The following is a 21,516-nucleotide window of genomic DNA, read 5'->3' as shown; positions in this document are numbered from 1 at the left end:
TAATTGGAGATGAAGGAAAGTATTATGAGTAGATATGAAAAATGTAATTGCCAAGGTAACGATATTGTTTGCAAGAAATGTGGTGCAACATACCCAAAAAGTGGAAATAGCTTCCCTAAACCAGTACCTAAAGGGAGTGGTGGCTGTAAAAAATACGCAAAATGTCCTTTTTGCCATGAGGAATGTTGCTTGGAATTTGACCGTCCAAGTTTACGACCTTAAAACAAACAGCAAACGTATGTCAGTTGAAAGCCTAAAAAATCCGTTACAACTGATGGAACGTTGGATTTTGCAATCCAGCTCATCCAGCCAAAGATTACAAACAAAAAAGGTCGTCTGAAAACCATAAAGACCTTTTCAGACGGCCTAAAAGCCACAACCTTCAAATCAAGGATGCAACCTATGAACGAACAAGAACTCGACCTCGATAATCTCGACAACCTGCTTGAAGATTTTGACGGCGTTACCGTAGAAGGCGGCGTCGATTCGGAAAACGACGACGGCTGCGAAGGCGGCGCGTGCAAAATCTGAATTTCAGGCCGTCTGAAAATCGGCAAACAAACCACTTAAACTATCAAAAAACATTAAGGAAACCACATCATGGCATACAGCGATAAAGTAATTGACCACTACGAAAACCCACGCAACGTCGGCACATTCGACAAGGGCGACGATTCCGTCGGCACCGGCATGGTCGGCGCGCCCGCCTGCGGCGATGTAATGCGCCTGCAAATCAAAGTGAACGACGAAGGCATCATCGAAGATGCGAAATTTAAAACCTACGGCTGCGGCTCCGCCATCGCTTCGTCCAGCCTGATTACCGAGTGGGTCAAAGGTAAAAGCCTGGATGACGCGCTGGCAATCAAAAACAGCGAAATCGCCGAAGAACTGGAACTGCCGCCGGTAAAAATCCACTGCTCCATCTTGGCTGAAGATGCGGTAAAAGCGGCTGTTGCCGACTACCGCAAACGTCAGGAAAACAGATAAAGCCCTTCAGACGGCATCGCCCTCCCGCAATGCCGTCTGAACCGCCCGCCGCTTCGGTTCTTTCCGGGGCGGCACAACAAGGAAAAGAATATGATTACCCTTACCGAGAATGCCGCAAAACACATCAATGACTATCTCGCCAAACGCGGCAAAGGCTTGGGCGTACGCTTGGGTGTGAAAACCAGCGGCTGCTCGGGTATGGCGTACAACCTTGAATTTGTCGATGAAGCCGACGGCGACGACCTGATTTTTGAAGAACACGGCGCGCGCATTTATATCGATCCGAAAAGCTTGGTTTATTTAGACGGTACGCAAGTCGATTACACCAAAGAGGGTTTGCAGGAAGGTTTCAAATTTGAAAACCCGAATGTCAAAGACTCCTGCGGCTGCGGCGAGAGCTTCCACGTTTAAGACATAAAAATGGCGGAACCGTATCCAAACCGTCCCGCCATTTTTTCGCTTCCTGCCTGTTGTAGCTGCCTTTGCCTTTTCTTTTCCGTTCTACCTTGTGTCGGAACAAATCAGATTTCACTAAGGCTTTTAAAGCATTGTCGCGTATTTTGCCTTTATTGTGCTGCACTTTACCGCCCATATTCAGTCCTTTCGTTTAAGAAATAGCAGATTATAAGGCAAAAACAGTTTTCTGCCAAAATCTTACATTTATCATTCTACTATGTCCCAATATTTCACCCTCTTCCGGATTGAACCCGCTTTCGATATCGACGCCGAAAACTTGGAGCAAACCTACCGCGCCTTGGCTGCCCGCTTCCATCCTGACAAATTCGCTTCAGCATCCGCCTTTGAGCAAAAACAGGCTGTGATGATGTCGTCCACCATCAACGATGCCTACCGCACCTTAAAAAATCCCATCGACCGCGCCGCCTACCTGCTGAAGACATCGGGTATCGATGCCGACGCGCCAGAGCATACCTCTTTCGCCCCCGACTTCCTCATGCAGCAAATGGAATGGCGCGAAACGCTGATGGAGGCACAGGCAGGCAACGACCTTGACTCCTTGAAAAATCTCGATAACGAAATCCGCGCCGAACAAGAAAAACTGTTCTGCAGTCTGAAACAGTCATTCGCGCGCCAAGATTACGACACCGCCGCACAACAAGTCCGACAAGGCAGGTTTCTCGACAAACTCCGAAACGAAATTTCCTCAGCATTATAATCCGCACCGTGTTTCAGACGGCATACCCGCTTCATACGCCATGCCGTCTGAACATAGCGGCTACCCGCCCACAACAGACAAAAGCCGTGGAGGGACATCCAAAAAATAACATTTTTGCGGGAGGCAATGCCGAACCTCCGCCTGCGTCCGTTTTTTAATGACGTGCGCCGACGTTTCGGCATTGCCCCCATTCTATCCTTCGAAACATTACCAATCAGATAAGTCAGGTAATTTTATACCTTTCCCATTCATTGCATTCAATTCGTGCATTATAACACTCCACAAATTAGGACAATCATCACCGAAATTAAAACATATCCATTCATTTCGTGTTGAGAGTGATTTTTTTGTTCCCTCAAATTTGGTAAATGATTTGTAAAAGAAATAAAATCTAATTCACTATCTTGCATATAATACACAATCAACCAAGACCATTCCGATTTGCTTAATTCATAAAATGCTTTGTAAAATTCAGATTTATCAAAATATGGGTTTAATTGTATATAGCTTTTGATAGTACGAGAAACTGTTATTGTATCTGTTGGCATATTTGCCTCATACAATTTAATTTCATATTCTCCTTTTCCAACTAAAAAATCAAAAATTTCGTCCTGTGCAATAGCTTTTTGCAGTTTTTCTGTATTATTCATAATGTTTTTGTTATTATTACATCTGTTACTCTAATAGGGTCTACTATCGGCAGAAAATCCTTCTTCGGACGGTATGCCAAAATCGGCATCAGCTTCGGCAAAGACCGTCCCGAAAGCACACATACCTGCACATCAAACTTTTTCAATCCGCCCGTTTTTCCTCCTCGCATTCCCATCCGAAAATATACCGTCTTCATCCACCTGTTCCTCCAAATCGAAAAACGCCAATACTTCCCACCAATCACCGTCATCGGCACGATACGCCATCTTCCCCTCCGTCCCGTTTTCCTATGGAAAGGATTATGCCCCAATGCCGTCTTAAATGCCGCCGTACAAATTTGTGGAAGCCGGACGCTTCCCGCCGCATTTTGCCCACGCCTTTCAGACGGCATATCCGGCCGCCGCACCGTTTCGCGTCAAAATATGCTAAAATAAGCAACAATTTTTTGCCATACGAAACATTGAAACCATGACCGACGCAACCATCCGCAACGACCACAAATTCGCCCTCGAAACCCTGCCCGTCAGCCTTGAAGACGAGATGCGAAAAAGCTATCTCGACTACGCCATGAGCGTGATTGTCGGGCGCGCGCTGCCGGACGTACGCGACGGTCTCAAACCCGTACACCGCCGCGTGCTTTACGCCATGCACGAGCTGAAAAACAACTGGAACGCCGCCTACAAAAAATCGGCGCGCATCGTCGGCGATGTCATCGGTAAATACCATCCGCACGGCGATTCCGCGGTTTACGACACCATCGTACGCATGGCGCAGGATTTTTCGATGCGTTATGTACTGATTGACGGTCAGGGCAACTTCGGCTCGGTTGACGGCGACGGCGCGGCAGCGATGCGTTATACCGAAATCCGCATGGCGAAAATCGCCCACGAAATGCTGGCGGACATCGAAGAAGAAACCGTCAATTTCGGCCCGAACTACGACGGCAGCGAACACGAGCCGCTGGTGTTGCCGACCCGCTTCCCCGCGCTGTTGGTCAACGGCTCGTCCGGTATCGCCGTCGGTATGGCGACCAACATCCCGCCGCACAACCTCACCGACACCATCAACGCCTGTCTGCGTCTTTTGGACGAACCCGAAACCGAAATCGACGAATTGATCAACATCCTGCAAGCCCCCGATTTCCCGACTGGGGCAACCATCTACGGCTTGAGCGGGGTGCGCGAAGGCTATAAAACAGGCCGCGGTCGCGTTGTTATGCGCGGTAAGACCCATATCGAACCCATAGGCAAAAACGGCGAACGCGAAGCCATCATCATCGACGAAATCCCGTATCAGGTGAACAAAGCCAAGCTGGTGGAAAAAATCGGCGAACTGGTGCGCGAAAAAACCTTGGAAGGCGTATCCGACCTGCGCGACGAATCCGACAAATCCGGTATGCGCGTCGTTATCGAATTGAAACGCAACGAAAACGCCGAAGTCGTTTTAAACCAACTCTACAAACTCACCCAGCTTCAAGACAGCTTCGGTATCAACATGGTTGCCTTGGTGGACGGTCAGCCGCGCCTGCTGAACCTGAAACAGATTTTGGCGGAATTCCTGCGCCACCGTCGCGAAGTCGTTACCCGCCGCACCCTGTTCCGCCTGAAAAAAGCACGTCATGAAGGCCATATCGCCGAAGGTAAAGCCGTCGCCTTGTCCAATATCGACGAGATGATTCGGTTGATTAAAGAATCTGCTGACGCGCCTGAAGCCAAAGAAAAACTGCTGTCCCGCGCATGGCGCAGCGGTTTGGTGGAAGACATGTTGAGCCGTACCGACCTCGACCTGCACATGGCGCGTCCCGAAGGTTTGCCCGCCAATCTCGGCTTACAGGAACAAGGCTATTATCTGAGCGAAATCCAGGCCGACGCCATCCTGCGCATGAGCCTGCGCAACCTGACCGGCCTCGACCAAGAAGAAATCGTCGGCGACTACAAAAACATTATGGCAAAAATCATCGACTATTTGGACATTTTGGCGAAACCGGAACGCATTACCCAAATCATCCGCGAAGAATTGGAAGAAACCAAAACCAATTTCGGCGACGAACGCCGCAGCGAAATCAACCCGTTCGGCGGCGACATTGCCGATGAAGACCTGATTCCGCAACGCGAAATGGTCGTTACCCTGACACATGGCGGTTATATCAAAACCCAGCCGACCACCGACTATCAGGCGCAGCGTCGCGGCGGACGCGGCAAACAGGCTGCCGCCACCAAAGACGAAGACTTTATCGAAACCCTGTTTGTTGCCAACACGCATGATTATTTGATGTGCTTTACCAATTTAGGCAAGTGCCACTGGATTAAGGTTTACAAGCTGCCCGAAGGCGGACGCAACAGCCGCGGCCGTCCGATAAACAACGTCATCCAGTTGGAAGAAGGCGAAAAAGTCAGCGCGATTTTGGCAGTACGCGAGTTTCCCGAAGACCAATACGTCTTCTTCGCCACCGCGCAGGGAATGGTGAAAAAAGTCCAACTTTCCGCCTTTAAAAACGTCCGCGCCCAAGGCATCAAAGCCATCGCGCTCAAAGAAGGCGACTACCTCGTCGGCGCCGCGCAAACAGGCGGTGCGGACGACATCATGCTGTTCTCCAACTTGGGCAAAGCCATACGCTTCAACGAATACTGGGAAAAATCCGACAACGGCGAAGCGGAAGATGCCGACATCGAAACTTTAGACGGCATCGAAGACGAAACCGCCGACAGCGAAAACGCCCTGCCGAGTGGCAAACACGGTGTTCGCCCGTCCGGCCGCGGTAGCGGCGGTTTGCGCGGTATGCGCCTTCCCGCCGACGGCAAAATCGTCAGCCTGATTACCTTCGCTCCTGAAACCGAAGAAAGCGGTTTGCAAGTTTTAACCGCCACCGCCAACGGATACGGAAAACGCACCCCGATTGCCGATTACAGTCGTAAAAACAAAGGCGGGCAAGGCAATATTGCCATTAACACCGGCGAGCGCAACGGCGATTTGGTCGCCGCAACCTTGGTCGGCGAAACCGACGATTTGATGCTGATTACCAGCGGCGGCGTGCTTATCCGCACCAAAGTCGAACAAATCCGCGAAACCGGCCGCGCCGCAGCAGGCGTGAAACTGATTAACTTGGATGAAGGCGAAACCTTGGTATCGCTGGAACGTGTTGCCGAAGACGAATCCGAATCCGAACTCTCCGACGCTTCTGTAATTTCCAATGTAACCGAACCGGAAGCCGAGAACTGAAAATCATCTTCCGATGCCGTCTGAAAGCCTTTCAGACGGCATTTTTTATGGAACTGCCCTGCTCAACAACACGGAATGGACACCAGATTTCCTGCTCCAATACAGATGTTTTATCGGCTTTTTTACTTCAGGAATCGGAATGTCCAAAACCAGCCGAAGGGTTCTCCGTGGAACACCAATACTGAAAGATGGTTTGAGAATATTTCGGCATAGGATTGCATATGTTTCAACACACAGGACGACACATAAAGCGTCGCCCTGTGTGTTGTCCTGATTTGGAAGGGGTTACCCCCTCCCAAATAAAGTCTGATTCTACCGCTCTAAAGGGCGGGGTTTCAACCGAAAAGGAAATACGATGAAACACATCCCGCATCTTGCCCGAATTGGAAAGAAGCCAATAAACCGAACCTTCCCGTCCTTCAAAGCGGAACTTAACCGTTAGGGAAATTCCGATAAAGCAGGCCAATCCTTTTGTCCCATACAAACCTATGCCGTCTGAAGACCCTTTCAGACGGCATAGGTTGAAAATGCGGCACACCCAAATATAGTGGATTAACAAAAATCAGGACAAGGCGAGGCAACGCCGTACTGGTTTAAATTTAATCCACTATAAAAAGGGCGGCAAATCGCCGCCCTTCCCTTCAAACCTTCCGCCTGCCCAAACAGCAGACAGGCGAAAAAGCCCTTACCACTGATAACCGACAGATGCGGAAGCACCGAAATGGCCGCGCGAATTGCCGGAAGCCGTGCCTTTGATAATCCAATTTCCGCCGTCGGAAATGCTCGAGTAGCCGATGGCGTAACCGGCTTCGCCGCGATAAGTGCCGCCGCCGATCGCCATCATACTCTTGCCGGGCAAATAGGCCTGAACCAAACCTGCGGTTGCAATCGCTTGGGCGATGCCCGCACGCGCGTTGCCGTCCACATTGTCGATGCGGTTGTTCAAGTTTTGCGCCACGCCTTTAAGTTGTGCAACGTTTGTAACATCCCCCTCTTTAACGCCCGGGGCGACATTGGTAATGCGGACGGGTTTGTTGTCCTTCTTACTGCCGACATTCAATGCGTCCCCATCCACGCTCAAAGTGGGCGCATCCGCCCCCGTACCGAGCGAAACGCTGGAAAACTGCGGAGTCATCGAAGTGGCGATGCCGATATTCTTACCGTTGCGGGTAATCTCGATGTTGTTGCCGGCATCAATGTTGACGGTTTCATCCATCTTTACCTTGCTCGGCGAAACATTGCCGCTGATGACTTTGCCCGAAGAACCTTTAACTACTTTGGAATCCAAATTCCAACCGCTGTTTTGCAGCTGATCGACGTTGACGGCATCGTCCGGTTTCTGACCCCAGGCAACATTGGTAATGACCGTGCCGCCGATACCTTTGTCCAAACCGTTGTCTTTCAGGTATTTGTCTTTCGCTTCAACCCGTGCGACTTCTGCTGCGGCTTTTTGAGCGGCTTCGATAACGGCTTGAGGCTGACCCTTCAGCTGTTCGGCAATCTTGTCGGCAGCAGATTTGGCATATTGGTCCTGCTGCTTGGACAATGCGTCTTTCTGATCGACAGTCAGCACGGCATCGTCGGAACGTTTCGCAAGCGGCGTATAACGGTCGCCCTTGTTCTCAGGGTCCATGCTGGCAGACTGGCGGACTTTCGCCGGATCGACTTTAGGCTGGGTCTTGTCGGCAGTACCGTCGGCTTTGCCGGGATACCAGTTGCCGTCTGCATCTTTAACCACTTTATTGCCGTTTTCATCGACAGCGGAAATCTGGCTTATCGGCAACTCGGCATCTACTCTGATGTAGGTGTTGGTTACGGTCTTACCGTCTTTGTCGACTTCCTCAACCGTTGCCGCTTTAACGACGGTATTGTTGCCATTGGCAAAGTGTACATTGTCGTCAGGATTCACTTTTTCCGGCTTGCCCGCATCCAGCGCGTATTTGCTGTCGCCGAATGCCGCATCCGCTTTGGCTTTTTCTGCCAATCCAACGTTCCAGCCGGATTTGTTGATTGCATTGGCGACCGTATTGCCGGTTACAAAACCCGAGCCGCCATTGTCTGCCGCTTTAATATCCGCAGCGGGAATTTCCGTATCCGTCTTCGGTTTCCCGTTTTCATCGCGCTCATAGTATTTGCCGTCAATGATGACCGCGTGAACTTTCGAGCCGTCGTTTTTGGTTATCTCGACTTTGTTGGTAACCTTGCCTTCTTTGGCAGACACGGTAATCACACGTGTGCCGTCGGCGGCGGTGCTTCCGCGCACCTCAATGCCGTTGCCGCCTTTGAAGTCGACCTTGTTGGCGTTCTTCACGACATCGGTGTAGCCGTTGCCGTCTTTGGTCGATACCACCCAGCCCATATTTTGCAAATCGCCTACGGTTGCGGCGGCGTTCTTGTTCACCGGTGCAGCTTTTGTACCTGCCAAATCAATCAGTTTTTCCGTTTTCGACTCTGCCGGCTTACCGTCCGCCTTTTTATCGCCGTTCGGTTTGGTGCTTACTTCGCTTGTATTCAACACCGATGCCACGCCGACAAGTTGGGCCGGTTTGCCGTCTGAAGAGATTTTCAGTGCCGTTTCCGGTTCTTTTCCTGTTTCGTTGTTGCTTGCGTTTACGGCTTTTTCCGTCGTCAGGCTGACCGGTTTTTTACCGTCTTCATCTTTACCGATTTTCACGGTTGCAAACTCAACATCGTCTTTGGTCGCATAAGTGACTTTGCCGCCCGCATCCTGTTTCACGGTCAGATTTTTACCTGCAACCATCTCAACGGTTTTACCCGGATTGATGACTTCCCCGTCGTTCTTCAGGGTATTGTCGGCAGTCAGATTGTCGGCGGCGACAGTGGCGGAAGTTTTCAGCGTAAAGCCGGAATTGTTAATCATATCCGCAACATTTTGGGCAGTTGCCACTTTGTTCAAACCTGCCTCATCTGCCGCTTTATTTGCAGTATCAAGTTTAGTTTGAGCCGCTTTCTTAGCCTGTTCATCTCCTGCTTTCGCCAATTCATCTTGAGCATCTTTGATTGCTTTCGATAAATCCGCAGCATTGGCAACCGGACCTGCAACTTTACCCGTAGCTTTACCGTCTTTGGTTTCCGCAGTGATTACACCCGTATCCACATCCACTTTCACCCGGCTTTCCTTGCCGTCGGTTTCGATGCTGACCGTCGTTCCCTTGCCGTTTACAAAGTTCACGGTGTCATACGCCCTGACAAAATCAACCGCGCTTCCGTTGCCCTTCAAGTTCCAGCCGCTGTTTAACACGTCGCCCACAGTGGCAGCGTTGTTCGCATTCACATTGCCGTCCGCCGTACCGATTGTCGGGGCGGATTGCGATTTGCTTGCCGGATTGCCGGCATCCGCCGTGTTGCGTGTTTCAGGGAGGTTTGATTTGACATTCGACAAAGTGGTCGGAGATGTCGTGCCGTTCGCGCCGTTGACCGAAACGATTACGTCGCCTGCCGGCACTTCGTCTCCCGTACCGTCGGCATTCGGATAAAACTTGGTTTCCGTCTTGCCGCCATTGGTTACGGTTTTCGGATAGACTTTTGTTCCGTCTTTCTTGGTATATTCCACGGGTTTGACCGAATTGTTCGTCGCAAGCTGGTGATCCACACCCACCGTAATGGTGCGGACATTGCCCTCCGTTTTACCGGAAACGGTAACGCCCGATGCGCCCACGAATTTCACTTCTTCGGCATTTTTTACCTGCGCGTTGTAAGCCTTGGCGGGATTGTCTGTTTTCTTATCGGCAGAAAGCACCCAGCCCATACCGCGCAAGTCGCCCACGGTGGCGGCGGTATTGTCGCCGACTGTCGGAGTGCCTGTAGTCGGTTTGCTTAAATCAACCAAGCCTGTTTTTGGCGTATCTTTGTTGTCAACTTGCGGATAAGTCGCTAAACCGCTAGTTACGCCTGTAATACTCACTGGTTGAGCCGCACCACCTGCCGTTGCGGCAGGACGGCTAAAGGTCAAACCGTTTGCAGTCGGTGCGATATTGACGGTGTTGCCGCCTTGAACCAGTTTCAAGCCTTCAAACTCGGGCGTTTCCACAGTGGCAAAGGTAAAGTTTTTGCCGGTATGTTTGACACGCAGGTTTTTGCCTGCCGTGAAGGTTACTTCATCGCCTGCGGCAATGCCTTCGCCTGTTGTGTCATTGGTTTTATCCTTATCTTTAATCTCTTCATCTGTGTTGGTTGCCTTCGCATACCATTTCGCGCTGTTGACGGCATTTGCCACCGCATCAACTGTCGCCAGTTTGCCTTTATTAGCATCAACAGGACGTACTTGACCAACCTTTTCACCAGCGATTTTATTCTTATCTGTAACCGTTTCTATCGTGCCCGTTACGGCTGTAACTTTGCCGTCGTCGCCCACTTTAATGGTCGTACCGTCGGCTTTGACATCGTATTTCACGGTCGATATTTTGCCGTCTTTGGATACGCCGACGGATACGCTCGTGCCGTTGCCTTCGTCGAAGTTTACGGTGTCGTAGGCTTTGACAAAGTCTTTTGCCGTACCTTTTTCTTGGATGTTCCAACCTGCATTCAGGATGTCGCCCACAGTGGCGGCGTTGTCGGTTTTCACGGCATTTTCACCGGAGGTTTCAGGGGTATCCTGTTTGGTTGTTGCCTTACCCGGTGCACCATTTACGGTATTCGGCAAGTTGCCTTTCACGTTGGTAACGTGGTTGCCGCCGTTGTTTAAGCCGTTTTCGGTCAAGCTGACGGTAGGCGAAGTTTTGCCGTTCGGCGTGATGACTATGCCGTCTGAACTGATTTTTGTCGTCGGTTTGCCGTTGGCTTTGAACTCAGCGGAGGTCAGGTTAATTAATTCCGGATTCAAGCTGTAAGTTACTTTACCGTTAGCTTCTTGTTTCACGGTTAAGTTTTTACCCGCGACCATTTCAACGGTTTTGCCCGGTTTGATGACTTCGCTGCCTGCCGATGCGGTATCTTTCCTACCCTCGTCAGCGGAAGTTTTCAGCGTAAAGCCGGAATTGTTAATCATATCCGCAACGTTTTTAGCCGTAGCAACACCTTTGTCATCCAAAGCCTTATTTAATGCCGTTTCGGCATCTTCGACTTTTTTCTCAGCCTCTTTCTTCTGTTTATCTGTCGCATCTTTAGGCAATGCGGCCAATTCGTCTTTCGCATCTTTTAATGCTTTTTGGAGCGCGGGATCAGTTGACGGCGCAATCACAGAACCGTCGGTGCTTGAAACCAGCTCGGTTGTTTTTACATCAGGCACTTCCACATCAACGGTAATAGTGCGTACGCCGTTCACGGTTTTACCCGATACTTTGGCGGCGTTTTTGCCGACGAATTTCACTTCGTCCGCGTTTTTCACTACATCTAAATATGCACCGTCTGCACCCGTCGTTTTATCTGACGATACTTTCCAGCCCATATTTTGTAAGTCACCTACCGTAGCCGCTGCGTTTTTGTTCACAGGAGCTTCATTAGTGCCTTTCAAGTCCACTAAATCCGCTGTTGTCGATGTGCCACCCACCGGTACCGTACCTGTCGGTGTCGTGCTAAACGTCGTTTTATTTAACACTGAACCTACGCCAACAAGTTGAGTCGGTTTCGCATCCTTACCTGCGCCGCTGCTGATATTCAACGCGGTCGTCGGGGCTTTTCCTGTCTGATTATTATCGGCAGTTGTTGCCACACTGGTTGTCAGGCTGACCGGTTTTTTGCCGTCTTTTTCTTCGCCGACTTTGACAGATTTAAATTCAACATTATCTTTTGTCGAGAATGTGAATTTACTTCCATCTTGAGCAATCTTGATGTTTTTATCTGCTTCAAATGTAACGGTTTCGCCCGGTTTCACAAGTTTCGTTGCTTCGCCTGACACCTCTCCATTTTCAGTTTTAGCAGCAATGGCATTCCAACCCGCCTTGTTGATGGCTTCAGTGACATTTTCTACCGTTGCAATCTGTTTGCCCGCAGCAGTTTTTGCTTGACGTGCAGCATCAAGTTTCTCTTGTGCTTTTTGCTGTGCAGTAGCATCCCCAGCCTTGGTCGCTTCATCCAATTCCTTGGTCGCCTCTGCAATCGCTTTATCTAGTGCAGTTGTTGCCTTACCCGTTGATTCCGTTGCAATATCGCCCGTGTTTACTTTCGCGCCATCTGTACCAACGGTAATTGTGCTATCCGCTGGTTTTACAGAAATAGTATTGCTTGCCGTATCTTTCTGTAAACCATTGCCAACGTTCACATCGTATTTCACGTTGACGTTGCCGTTTTCTTTGCCGTCTGCACCTTTATCTTTTTCAACAGTTACGGTTGTGCCGCTGCCATCCAAGAAGTTCACTTGGTCGCTTGGATTGATGGTGTCAACTTCAGTTTTGTTATTTCCTGCAACTTTCCAACCGCTTGCTTTTAATTGGCTGACGTTTACAGCATCGTTGCCATCGCTACCGTTAGCTACGTTGGTGATTTTGGTCGGGCTTGTGCCATCCGCTTTAGTGACTTTTAAGTTATTACCATCGTTGGTGATTTTCGGGCCGTTGTTGCCGAATTGGACGCTGGTAAATTCAGGCGTATCGGTGGTGGCAAATTCAAAGCTGTTGGCGGTATGGCTGACCGTCAGGTTTTTGCCTGCTTTGAAGGTAACCGTGTCGCCGGCTTTCACATTGTCTGCTACATCCGTTGTTACACCATTACCTGAAGCCGCCGCTTTCCAATAGGCATCATTAATCGCACTTGCTACAGTTTCTGCTGTTGCAAATGTATTGCCTGTTCCTTCTGCTTTAACCTTACCTACATTAGCTGTATCGGCTTTGATTGTCGTGGTGTTTACACTGTATTTCACTGTCGAGGTTTGACCATCCTTGCTTTCAACAGACGCAGTTGTACCATCACCGTCCACAAAATCCACAGTATCGTAGGCTTTTACAAAGTCAACCGCTGCACCCTTGCCTTTCAAGTTCCAACCTGCATTTAATACGTCACCCACGGTAGCGGCATTGTTTGGATTGACATAATCTGTGCCTTTCATATTCGTTGTATTTGGCACTGCTTGAGTTTTCGTGGCATTACTTGGCGCAGCTGCTGTATTTGCAGTGTCGCTATTTTTAGTAGCAGGAAGATTAGATTTCACATTAGAAATCGCATTGCCGCCGTTGTTCAAGCCGTCTTGATTCAGCGTTACCGTTTTCTCCGGCGTATTTGCAGCCGCATCTGCCGGTGTTGTCACCGTAATGCCTTCATTGGTCAGCTTGGTGGTCGGCGCATTTGCACCTGTGCCTTTAAACTCTGCCGATGTCAGCCCGCTTAAAATCGGATTGAGCGAGTAGGTAAAGCCCGTACCAGCCTGTTTGATTATCAGGTTGTCGCCCGCTTTAAAGGTTACGCTGCCGCCCGCGCTGATTTTTTCGGTGGTTTTGGTATGGCCGGACGTTGCGAAGCTGCCGCCGTCGGTGTCGGACGTAATGCTCCACGCGGCATTGTTGACGGCACTTGCCACCGCATCGACTGTCGCCAGCTTGCCTTTTTCCGCATCTGCAACACGCACCTGGCCGGCTTTTTCGGTTTTATTGGCAGCTGTAACCGTTTCTATCGTTCCTGTAACCGCCTTCACTTTACCGTCTGTGTCGACAGTGATTGTTTTATTATCGGTATCGACATCAAATTTGACGTTCGCACCTTTCGGAGTTGTGATTTTTTCAACCTGTTTGCCGTTTTCGGTAACGGTTTCTTTTACCACGTCCTGCGCCGTCACGCTCACCGTCGTGCCGTTGCCGTTGATGAAGTTGACCTGCTCGTCCGTGCCTATGCCGGAGACTTTGGTTTTGTCATCGCCGGCAATCTGCCAGCCGGATGCCACTTTGCGTGCCACGGAGTTTAACTGCGAGCCGTTGATGGCATCGGTGGAATCTTCTGCCACGCGCCCCGCCGCCACATTTTTCAACTGGCGTTCCGCGCCCGCGCTGCCGAAAGACACCACGTCGCCGGCGGAAGTGTTGATACCGCCCGCCCATTTGAAGGTATAGGCAACATCATCCGAATCGGAAGAAACAATCGCCCCGGCGGCGTTGTAGGAAACGTCGGTTTGGCGCGAGCCTTGCAATTCGGTTGTCGAACCGGTGCCGATTGCCACGGCATTTTGACGGTTTGCCACCGCCCCCGCGCCGAGTGCGATTGAGCCGAGGCTGTCGGCGCGCGCACCCGTGCCGATTGCCGTACCCAAATGCCCTGTAGACAGGGCGTGGATACCGAGGGAAATGGAGGAATGGCCGTTTTGGTTCTTTGAATCGGAATAATCCAAAGTAGTCGTATTCATATCCTTTCCGGTCAGTGCCTTATAGGCTTTAGCAAGCGTGTCGGTTTTATTCTTCGTGTCGATAACTTTGTAATGACGCTTCACCTTTGCACCATTAATGAGTTCATCCACGATAACGTCTGTCACTTTTGTATGGTCTTCTTCGTCATACTTGACAGTTTGGCTTGCCGCCTCCGAAATATCCGAACCGCCAATCATAATGGAGGAATGCCCGGTTGCACGCGTACCGAGACCGGCCGCGATTGCCCCTTGCTTACCAATCGCTCTCGCCCCTTTACCTATCGCAATATCTGCTTCATTCAGCGATGCTGATTCAGAACCAATCGCTACCGACCTGTCTGCCGCTTCCGCTTTATATCCGGCTGCTACCGCGTCCTGACCTGCATGAGAAGAAGTACCCAAGGACAGCGCGTTTCGTTTTGCCGCATCTGCCTGCGTACCCAAGGCAATGGCATTTTCTTCCCGCGCATTTGAGTTAGAGCCTATAGCCATTGAGTGTTCTGCATGAGCCTGTGCATGATCCCCCAAGGCTGCACTTTCTGTTCCAATAGCTTTTGCATACCAACCAATAGAAACAGCGTTTTCCCCTTCGGCAACAGATTCATTAGCAATCGCCACTGACCGGTATGCCTTAGCCTCACTATTAAAACCAATTGCTATAGCGTCACCCTTAGCTGCACTTGCCTTTGCTAAAGGACCTATTGCAAGAGAGTGATTTCCCATAGCATCCGCTTTTTGACCTAGGGCAACTGATCCACCGCCTCCAGATTTAGCACCAGTTCCCAGTGCTATTGCATCGGTGTTAGTACTAGACGCACCATATCCTTGCGCGATACCACCTTCAGACGACACACTTGCCGTATAACCTATAGCTATGGCTTTACTGACTGCAGTAGCATTATTCCCTAAAACAACAGATTGTTGTTTAGCCACCGTATTGCTACCAATAGCAATCGCTTCTTTACCATCTTTTGTCTGAGCCGTATTACCGATGGCAATTGAATTATTGCCCACATTATTAGCAGACACACCAATGGCAATAGATTCTTTTTGGCTATTGTGTGCACTCTTACCTATAGCAATCGCGCCATCAGCACCCACGCGGTCATTATATGCACCTGTACCAATGGCTATACCATCCGGATTATTGGCTCTCGCATTATTACCAATAGCCACAGATGTTGCTGAATCCGCACTTGAGTTAGAACCCCAAGCCACTGCCGTTCCCTGTCCTTGCCCCGCCGTATTGACGGCATAAGCCGCATTCGCGCCCGTTAACAACCCTAAGGCGATAACGGAGGATTTGAAGATGCTTCCCGAAATGTTCACTGCATTTTTTTGTGCATTTGACGAACTTTGTTTTTTATGTGCTTTTGTCAATTCCGACACTGCCACCCAAGATTGGGTTGCCTGACTGTAAATGACACGGAAAATTTTGTTCATTGATTCTCTCTGTTTGTGATACGCCGCCCACGCTCTTGATGCTTCCGGCCGTCGGACGGCAAACGGCCATACACACTTATTGACAGTCTCATTATATTGCGAAAACCAACCTAGGAGAATCGCTCTAATTGTCAACATTCCCTTATAATTGAACGCATTACACTTTTTTACGCAAATGCGGGGGGGGGATTTTTGACGTTTTTTGCCGAAAATTTACATTCGGACGACGGAAAGGAAAAAGCCGTGTCGCATCTGTGCAACACGGCTTGGCGGGCGGAAACGGATATAGTGGATGAACAAAAATCAGGACAAGGCGAGGCAACGATGTACTGGTTTTTGTTAATCCACTATAAAACGGCGTTCCCTGCCGCTGCAGGCAGAACGCCGAGGGATTTTCCGAGAGGTGCGGCTGCCGCTATATCACGAAATCCAACAGGTAGAAATCTTCTTTGCCCACGCCGCATTCGGGGCATTTCCAGTCGTCGGGGATGTCTTCAAACTTTGTCCCGGGGGCGATGCCGTGTTCGGGGTCGCCGTGTTCTTCATCGTAAATCCAGCCGCAGGGGCCGCACATATATTGCGCCATTTGTGTTTCCTTGTTTGTACCGTGCTTTTTTGCAGCGGGCCGTCGGGGTTTGGTTCAGATGCCGTCTGAAGCGTGCCGCCGCATCCGTCCCGCCTTGGGCGGCCGGTGCTTCAGACGGCATTTTCCGCCTGTTTATTTTGCGGCTTCGATTGCCGCTATTTCTTTGCGTAGGTGTTTAATCGCGGGGGTTACGATGGCAACGAACATTGCTTCGCGAACGCGCCTTTGGGCGGGACTGCGCATCAGGTAGCCTTTTGCGCCGGAATGCAGGGCGGCGGATTGCGCGGCAGCAATGGCCAGTACGGCGGCGGCTTCGCGCAGCTTGAGGGTGGCGAGGTTGTCGGGCGTGTTGTCCCACGCCAATCCGGCAAGCCGTTCGGTTTCTGCCCACGCGCCGTCCAACCTTGCTTTGAGGCTGTCGTAGCCGTCGTCGAGGTAGCTGTTGACTTCGGCGTTGACGACGTTGGCGAGGCGGATGATGCCGAGGCTGCCGTCTATCACGCCCGCGCCGATGCCGATTTGCAGCAGGATGAAGCCTGCTTTGATGCTTTGGATATAATCGGCAAACTGTTCGGGCGCGGCGATGATGTCTTCGTCGGGGATAAATACGTCTTTGAAATTCAGGCTGAAGGTGCGCGTGCCTTCGAGGGCGCAAAATTCGGGGCAGTTTTGCAGGCTTACGCCTTCCCATTGTCCGCCTGTGATAAACATAACGTAACCGCCGCCGATTTGGGCGGTATTTGCCCAGATGTGGTCTTCGCCGATATTGGACACCCACGGCAGCGCGCCGTTGACTTTGTAGCCGCCGTCCACGCGTTCGGCTTGGAGGTTGTGTTTTTCAATACCGGCAAGGTGTTTGACGGTATTGGACATTCCGGTGCCCGCCAATACTTTGCCTTGCAGGATGTCGGCAAGGTATTTGTCTTTGACGGCTTGGTTGGGCGTTTGGTGCAGATACCACGCGCAAGCCGCCTGACACCACGCGCTGAAGGAGGTTGCGCCGCATTCTTTGCCGATTTCGCGCAATACGGCGATTTGCGTTGCCAAACCTAAGCCGTTGCCGCCTTCTTCTTGTGTGCCGACCGAGGCATATCCGCCGATTGCGCCGAGTTCGCGCATAAATGCTTCGGGGTAGTATCCTTTGCGGTCGATGTCGTCCACTATGGGTTTGAGCTTGGTTTTGACGAGTTCGGCAACGTTGGCAATCAGGGTTTGGGCGTTCATCTTTGTTCCTTAAGGTTTGCGGGGGAATCGGGGGCGCGTCTGATGGGCGGCTGCTTCCCCTGCCGCTTGGGCGGCTTGTTTTTGTTTGAGGGGGTGTTTTTGAAAAACCGCCCGATATTCGGGCGGTTTGCCGTATCAGGCGTAGGCCTGCAATTCGGGGTTGATTTCGGTTTGTCCGAGGTTGTTGACGTAGTTGCACAGGGTTGCCAAGGCTACGCCCATTACGACTTCGACTGCCTGCTGCTGGTTGTAGCCCGCATCGAAAAATGCTTTGAGTTCGTCGTCGGATACCGCGCCTTTTTTCGCCATTACGGCTTGTGTGAAGGCGGCGAGCGCGCCGAGTTTGGCATCGTCAAATTCGCCTGCCGCCAAAGCGCGTGCGGCTTTGAGGGATTGTTCGGAAAGGAGTTTTTTCAGGGTTGCGAGTTTGGTGTGCCCTGCCACGCAAAAACCGCATTGGTTGGTACGGGCGGCGATGATCTGGATGACTTCGACTTCGCCGGCGGTCAGGCTGTTGGCGGCGTTGAGCTTGCCGACTTCTTGGTAAAACGCCAAGGCTTCGGGGGCGTTTGCCAATACGCCGATGAGGTTGGGGATGAAGCCGTTGTTTTTGAGTACCGCCTCGACGCGCGGTTTGGCGGCTTCGGGAGCGGTTTCGAGGGTGTGTACGGTTAAACGTGCCATGTTTCTTTCCTTGTTTGCAATATTATTGAAGGGATGGACGCATGGTACGTATTTCGGAATGAAATAGGAAAGACTGATTGGTTATGTGCTGCAAACGAAAAGTTATAAGAAATGCCGTCTGAAGCCTTTCAGACGGCATAGCGGGGAAACGCGCCTAGCCGCGCCCGCGCCCGAAATATTGCGCCAATGCGGCTTGGGGGTTGGCGGCTTGGACTGTTTCGGGCAATTCGGTATAGCCGCGCGATAAAAGGTGGCGTGCATAAAGGCTGTTGCCCTTTGCGCCGAACCAGACGGAAACCGCCAAGCCCAATACGTTAAACGCTAAGTCTGTGGCGGGCGTGTCGCCGTAAACCAGTTGGGCAAACACCGCCAGCACGAATATCGCGCCCGTCAGCCCCAGCCCCAAACCCCACATTCTTTTGAAACACGCCCACAGCGTGCCGAACAAAAGGCCCGGCCACGACCAACCTTGTTTGACGGCTTGGGGCGGCAGTGCGGGATGGGTGTAGATTTTGTATGGTTTCATCGTGTTTCCTTAATGCTTCAAACCTGCCTTCGGGCAGAATCGGGGGCGGCTGCCGGAAGGTTGCGCCCGTGTGCCGGCATACGGCTTGAACATGCCCTTCGGGGGACGCAAACCCGACAATGCCGTCTGAACGGTGTTTTGCCTTCAGACGGCATTGCCTGCCTTCAAAGCGGACGCGCTTATTCCGCCCAGTTTTTCTTTTTGCTGGTTTTGCCGATGCCCGGGTTGAAGCTGTTGGTCGGGTCGAGTTTGCGGTAAAACTGTTTAAGCGCGGGCTTGGCTTCGTACAAATGGCCGACGTTGTGTTCGGCGGGATATTGCGCGCCGCGTTGGTCTAAAAGGTGCAGCATTTCGTGTTCCAATTCCATGCAGTCGTTGCCTTTTTTGATGATGTAATCCTGATGGAAAACGTGGCACATAAAATGCCCGTAGTAGAGCTTGTGGATGATTTTATTGTCGATTTCCGACGGCAGTTTTTCAAACCAGTCGCGGTCGTCGCGGCGCAGGGCGATGTCGAGCGCGACCAAATCTTCCACTTCATCATCATGCACGGCGCGGTAGCGGATGGCGGCGGAAGCGACGGCGAAACGGTGCAGCATGGCGGCTTGGGTTTCTTCGGCGTTGCACTCGAAAAACGCGCCGCCGTGGTGTTCAAAATATTCTTTCAGGAACGCGCGCGCTTCATCTACGCCTTTCCCGCCCATTTTCAAAATCAGATGGTGTTCGTATTTGTTGCGGTAATCGCGCATGGATTTGGGCAGGTGGTCGGGCAGGAATTTGCTGACGAACTGCATGGCCTTGTCGGAAAAATGTTTGGGCAGGAAGCTGACTTTTTTGCCGAATCGATCCACACGCGCCTTCAAATCAAATAATTTTGGCAGCTGGTGCGTACCGAATTTTTTGATGACGTAGAACGTGTCTTTACCGTACACGTCGGCAATATCGAAAGCGTGGCGGTGGATGTATTCGCCGGAAACGGGCAGGCTTTCAAATTCGCCCAAGGCGGCGCGGCGGATGTCGGTCAGTTCGTTGATGTCGTTGGTGCCGATGTAGAACACGGCGGTTTGTTTTTCTTGCGGGAAGGTGTCCAAACGGACGGCAAAAACCATCAGTTTGCCCGCGCAGCCCGAGGCTTCGTAATGGCGCGCGGGGTCGGCATTGAAACGCGCGGCGGTCGGTTCGTCCACTTGGCGGACGTGTTCGCAATAGGCGTGGTCATGTCCTTTGCCCGCGTCTTGTTTGATGTCTTTGTTTTGATAATGATGACCTTGCAGATTGGTCAGGATTTCTTCGGGCGTGTCGCCCAAGTCTATGCCTAAGTGGTTGACCAGTTCCAACCTGCCTTCTTCGTTGATTTGGGCGAACAACGCCATTTCGGTGTAGGCAGGGCCGCGCTGCACCAATGCGCCGCCGGAATTGTTGCACACGCCGCCTAAAACGGACGCACCGATACAGGATGAGCCGATGACCGAATGCGGTTCGCGCCCCAAAGGTTTCAGCAGCAGTTCAAGCTGGTTCAGGGTAGAGCCGGGCAGGCAGACGACTTGTTCGTTGTTGTTGATGGTTTGGATGATGTTCATCCGCATGGTGTTCACAATCACGATGTCGCGGTCGTAATCGTTGCCGTCGGGGGTCGAGCCGCCCGTCAAACCGGTATTCGCCGCCTGCGTAATCACAATCACGTCCGCTTCGACGCAGGCCTGCAGAATTTTCCACATTTCCAGAATGGTTCCGGGGCGAACCACCGCCAACGCCTTACCCTCGCCGAAGCGGTAGCCCTGGCGGTATTGTTCGGTTTTCGCGGGGTCGGTGATGATGTATTTTTCGCCTACGGTTTGGGTCAGGCTGCTGATTAATTGCGAGGCGTTCACGGTACTCTCCTATCGGGATAAGCGGCGGCGCAAATCCCGGTACGCCGCCGTATGTTCAATTTGGATATTTTGGTGCGGCAGGTTGCACCCTGCAAATTATTTTTGGTTAAAGAAATAATGTAATTTGATATTTTTGGCATTTGCCGCGTTTTCCAAATCGGCCTTGTCGCTTTCGCTATCGCCCATCATATAGACACTGACATTATTTCCGACTTTCTTTGCATGGTTTAAGGAATAAAGTGCGGTCGCCTTATTAAGCATTTGGCTGCTTCCCACCACGCCGACGTTGATATTGTCCGCGCCGAGCATTTCAATCATATTTGATGCCGAAGGCGAGCCGGATGTTTTAATCATTCCGACAGCCACCGCATCGGAAAGCGGGTTATTTGTCGCGGGAACCTGCACAACGACAGAGCGTTCTCCCTGCGGCATTTCAACCATCAGCCGTCCGACATTGACACCTGTTGCGCAAGCTGCAAGCATACCGGTGAGGGTTATCATTAGAAGTTTTTTCATTTGCCTACTCCTTTAGTCTTTAATCAAACTGCCCTATTCGTCATAAACTTGAAATTGAACCATACTTCATTTTTATGAAGCCGGTTCTTCATTGGCCTGTATGGATACATTGTAATGATGCGTTATGGCAAAGTAAAGAAAATGCCGTCTGAACGGCTTTCAGACGGCATCGGTGCAATACGGGAACGCCGGAACATCGAAGCTCCGGCGTTTCAAATAGGGCGGCGGGCCAAACCCCCGGCACTGGCGCATCGGAGTGGGCTGCTGGCTTCCGCCCCTGACCCGGTGTTCCGATTTGCCATGCGGGGAGACCCGCCTCAGAGAAACGGCATTATAACGGGTTTTCTG

The 21,516-nt window shown here is 51.3% G+C and carries 17 protein-coding genes, 1 other RNA gene and 1 pseudogene; 6 read left to right on the top strand and 13 right to left on the bottom strand.

The window, feature by feature from the left end; translation table 11 throughout:
* Positions 1 to 34 precede the first annotated feature (34 nt).
* The 4 genes from Q3O12_RS01930 (at position 35) to iscA (ending at position 1,398) form a co-directional block, all read left to right on the top strand.
* The gene (locus Q3O12_RS01930; RefSeq protein ID WP_301669067.1) at positions 35 to 340 is read left to right on the top strand and encodes a hypothetical protein; all 306 of its coding nucleotides are present in this window, start codon (positions 35 to 37) and stop codon (positions 338 to 340) included.
* Between the two features lie 62 nt (positions 341 to 402).
* Entirely contained in the window at positions 403 to 531 is a 129-nt protein-coding gene (locus Q3O12_RS01925) for a hypothetical protein (protein ID WP_003712319.1), read from the top strand.
* Positions 532 to 600: 69 nt separating this feature from the next.
* A complete protein-coding gene (iscU, locus tag Q3O12_RS01920; RefSeq protein ID WP_002225139.1) occupies positions 601 to 987 on the top strand; it encodes a Fe-S cluster assembly scaffold IscU in 387 nt (128 codons plus the stop codon).
* A gap of 90 nt (positions 988 to 1,077) precedes the next feature.
* Entirely contained in the window at positions 1,078 to 1,398 is a 321-nt protein-coding gene (gene iscA / locus Q3O12_RS01915; protein WP_003712320.1) for an iron-sulfur cluster assembly protein IscA, read from the top strand.
* On the opposite strand, the gene Q3O12_RS01910 is transcribed toward iscA, so the two are convergent.
* Positions 1,358 to 1,579 carry an alternative ribosome-rescue factor A gene (locus tag Q3O12_RS01910; protein ID WP_301669066.1) on the bottom strand — a complete coding sequence of 74 codons (222 nt, stop codon included), beginning with the start codon at positions 1,577 to 1,579 and terminating at the stop codon, positions 1,358 to 1,360. The two genes, iscA and Q3O12_RS01910, sit on opposite strands and share 41 nt — an antisense overlap.
* 81 nt (positions 1,580 to 1,660) lie before the next feature.
* Here Q3O12_RS01910 and hscB point away from each other — a divergent pair, with 81 nt between their 5' ends.
* Positions 1,661 to 2,161, top strand: coding sequence for a Fe-S protein assembly co-chaperone HscB (gene hscB / locus Q3O12_RS01905; RefSeq protein WP_301669065.1), 501 nt, complete (start codon positions 1,661 to 1,663; stop codon positions 2,159 to 2,161).
* A gap of 269 nt (positions 2,162 to 2,430) precedes the next feature.
* Here the strand turns inward: hscB and Q3O12_RS01900 are convergent, their stop codons facing one another.
* Together Q3O12_RS01900 and Q3O12_RS01895 are read right to left on the bottom strand one after the other, a co-directional pair.
* Positions 2,431 to 2,811: a hypothetical protein gene (locus tag Q3O12_RS01900; protein WP_301669064.1), complete on the bottom strand. Its 381-nt coding sequence runs from the start codon at positions 2,809 to 2,811 to the stop codon at positions 2,431 to 2,433.
* Between the two features lie 132 nt (positions 2,812 to 2,943).
* Complete coding sequence (locus Q3O12_RS01895) at positions 2,944 to 3,078, bottom strand: hypothetical protein (protein WP_301669063.1); 135 nt, start codon at positions 3,076 to 3,078, stop codon at positions 2,944 to 2,946.
* A gap of 202 nt (positions 3,079 to 3,280) precedes the next feature.
* On the opposite strand from Q3O12_RS01895, the gene gyrA reads away from it, so the two are divergent.
* A complete protein-coding gene (gene gyrA, locus Q3O12_RS01890) occupies positions 3,281 to 6,031 on the top strand; it encodes a DNA gyrase subunit A (protein ID WP_301669062.1) in 2,751 nt (916 codons plus the stop codon).
* Between the two features lie 685 nt (positions 6,032 to 6,716).
* Here the strand turns inward: gyrA and Q3O12_RS01885 are convergent.
* The 10 genes and pseudogenes from Q3O12_RS01885 to ffs all read right to left on the bottom strand — a co-directional run bounded on the left by Q3O12_RS01885 (position 6,717) and on the right by ffs (position 21,485).
* Positions 6,717 to 7,664, bottom strand: coding sequence for a YadA family autotransporter adhesin (locus tag Q3O12_RS01885; protein WP_301669115.1), 948 nt, complete (start codon positions 7,662 to 7,664; stop codon positions 6,717 to 6,719).
* Positions 7,665 to 8,255: 591 nt separating this feature from the next.
* Positions 8,256 to 15,761, bottom strand: a pseudogene (locus tag Q3O12_RS01880) (ESPR-type extended signal peptide-containing protein); the annotation flags it as partial.
* Positions 15,762 to 16,176: 415 nt separating this feature from the next.
* On the bottom strand, positions 16,177 to 16,347 hold the full coding sequence (locus tag Q3O12_RS01875; RefSeq protein ID WP_002217326.1) for a rubredoxin: 171 nt from the start codon (positions 16,345 to 16,347) through the stop codon (positions 16,177 to 16,179).
* Positions 16,348 to 16,479: 132 nt separating this feature from the next.
* Positions 16,480 to 17,571, bottom strand: a complete 1,092-nt coding sequence (locus Q3O12_RS01870; RefSeq protein ID WP_301669061.1) for an acyl-CoA dehydrogenase family protein — start codon at positions 17,569 to 17,571, stop codon at positions 16,480 to 16,482.
* A 135-nt stretch (positions 17,572 to 17,706) separates the two neighbouring features.
* Positions 17,707 to 18,255 (bottom strand): carboxymuconolactone decarboxylase family protein, encoded by a 549-nt coding sequence (locus Q3O12_RS01865; protein WP_301669060.1) that lies wholly within the window; start codon positions 18,253 to 18,255, stop codon positions 17,707 to 17,709.
* Between the two features lie 154 nt (positions 18,256 to 18,409).
* Positions 18,410 to 18,781, bottom strand: a complete 372-nt coding sequence (locus Q3O12_RS01860) for a DUF2628 domain-containing protein (RefSeq protein ID WP_301669059.1) — start codon at positions 18,779 to 18,781, stop codon at positions 18,410 to 18,412.
* Positions 18,782 to 18,798: 17 nt separating this feature from the next.
* The gene (locus Q3O12_RS01855; protein WP_301669058.1) at positions 18,799 to 18,936 is read right to left on the bottom strand and encodes a hypothetical protein; all 138 of its coding nucleotides are present in this window, start codon (positions 18,934 to 18,936) and stop codon (positions 18,799 to 18,801) included.
* A 24-nt stretch (positions 18,937 to 18,960) separates the two neighbouring features.
* Positions 18,961 to 20,652: a D-lactate dehydrogenase gene (gene dld, locus Q3O12_RS01850; RefSeq protein WP_301669057.1), complete on the bottom strand. Its 1,692-nt coding sequence runs from the start codon at positions 20,650 to 20,652 to the stop codon at positions 18,961 to 18,963.
* 96 nt (positions 20,653 to 20,748) lie between these two features.
* The gene (locus Q3O12_RS01845; protein ID WP_301669056.1) at positions 20,749 to 21,168 is read right to left on the bottom strand and encodes a hypothetical protein; all 420 of its coding nucleotides are present in this window, start codon (positions 21,166 to 21,168) and stop codon (positions 20,749 to 20,751) included.
* Positions 21,169 to 21,388: 220 nt separating this feature from the next.
* Positions 21,389 to 21,485: signal recognition particle sRNA small type (gene ffs, locus Q3O12_RS01840), an RNA gene on the bottom strand.
* Positions 21,486 to 21,516: the final 31 nt, after the last annotated feature.

Origin of the sequence: Neisseria benedictiae, from assembly GCF_958267435.1 — a bacterium.
Taxonomy (GTDB): domain Bacteria; phylum Pseudomonadota; class Gammaproteobacteria; order Burkholderiales; family Neisseriaceae; genus Neisseria; species Neisseria bergeri.
Note: the sequence above shows the minus strand (reverse complement) of the source record. Positions and strands in the feature narration are given on the sequence as shown.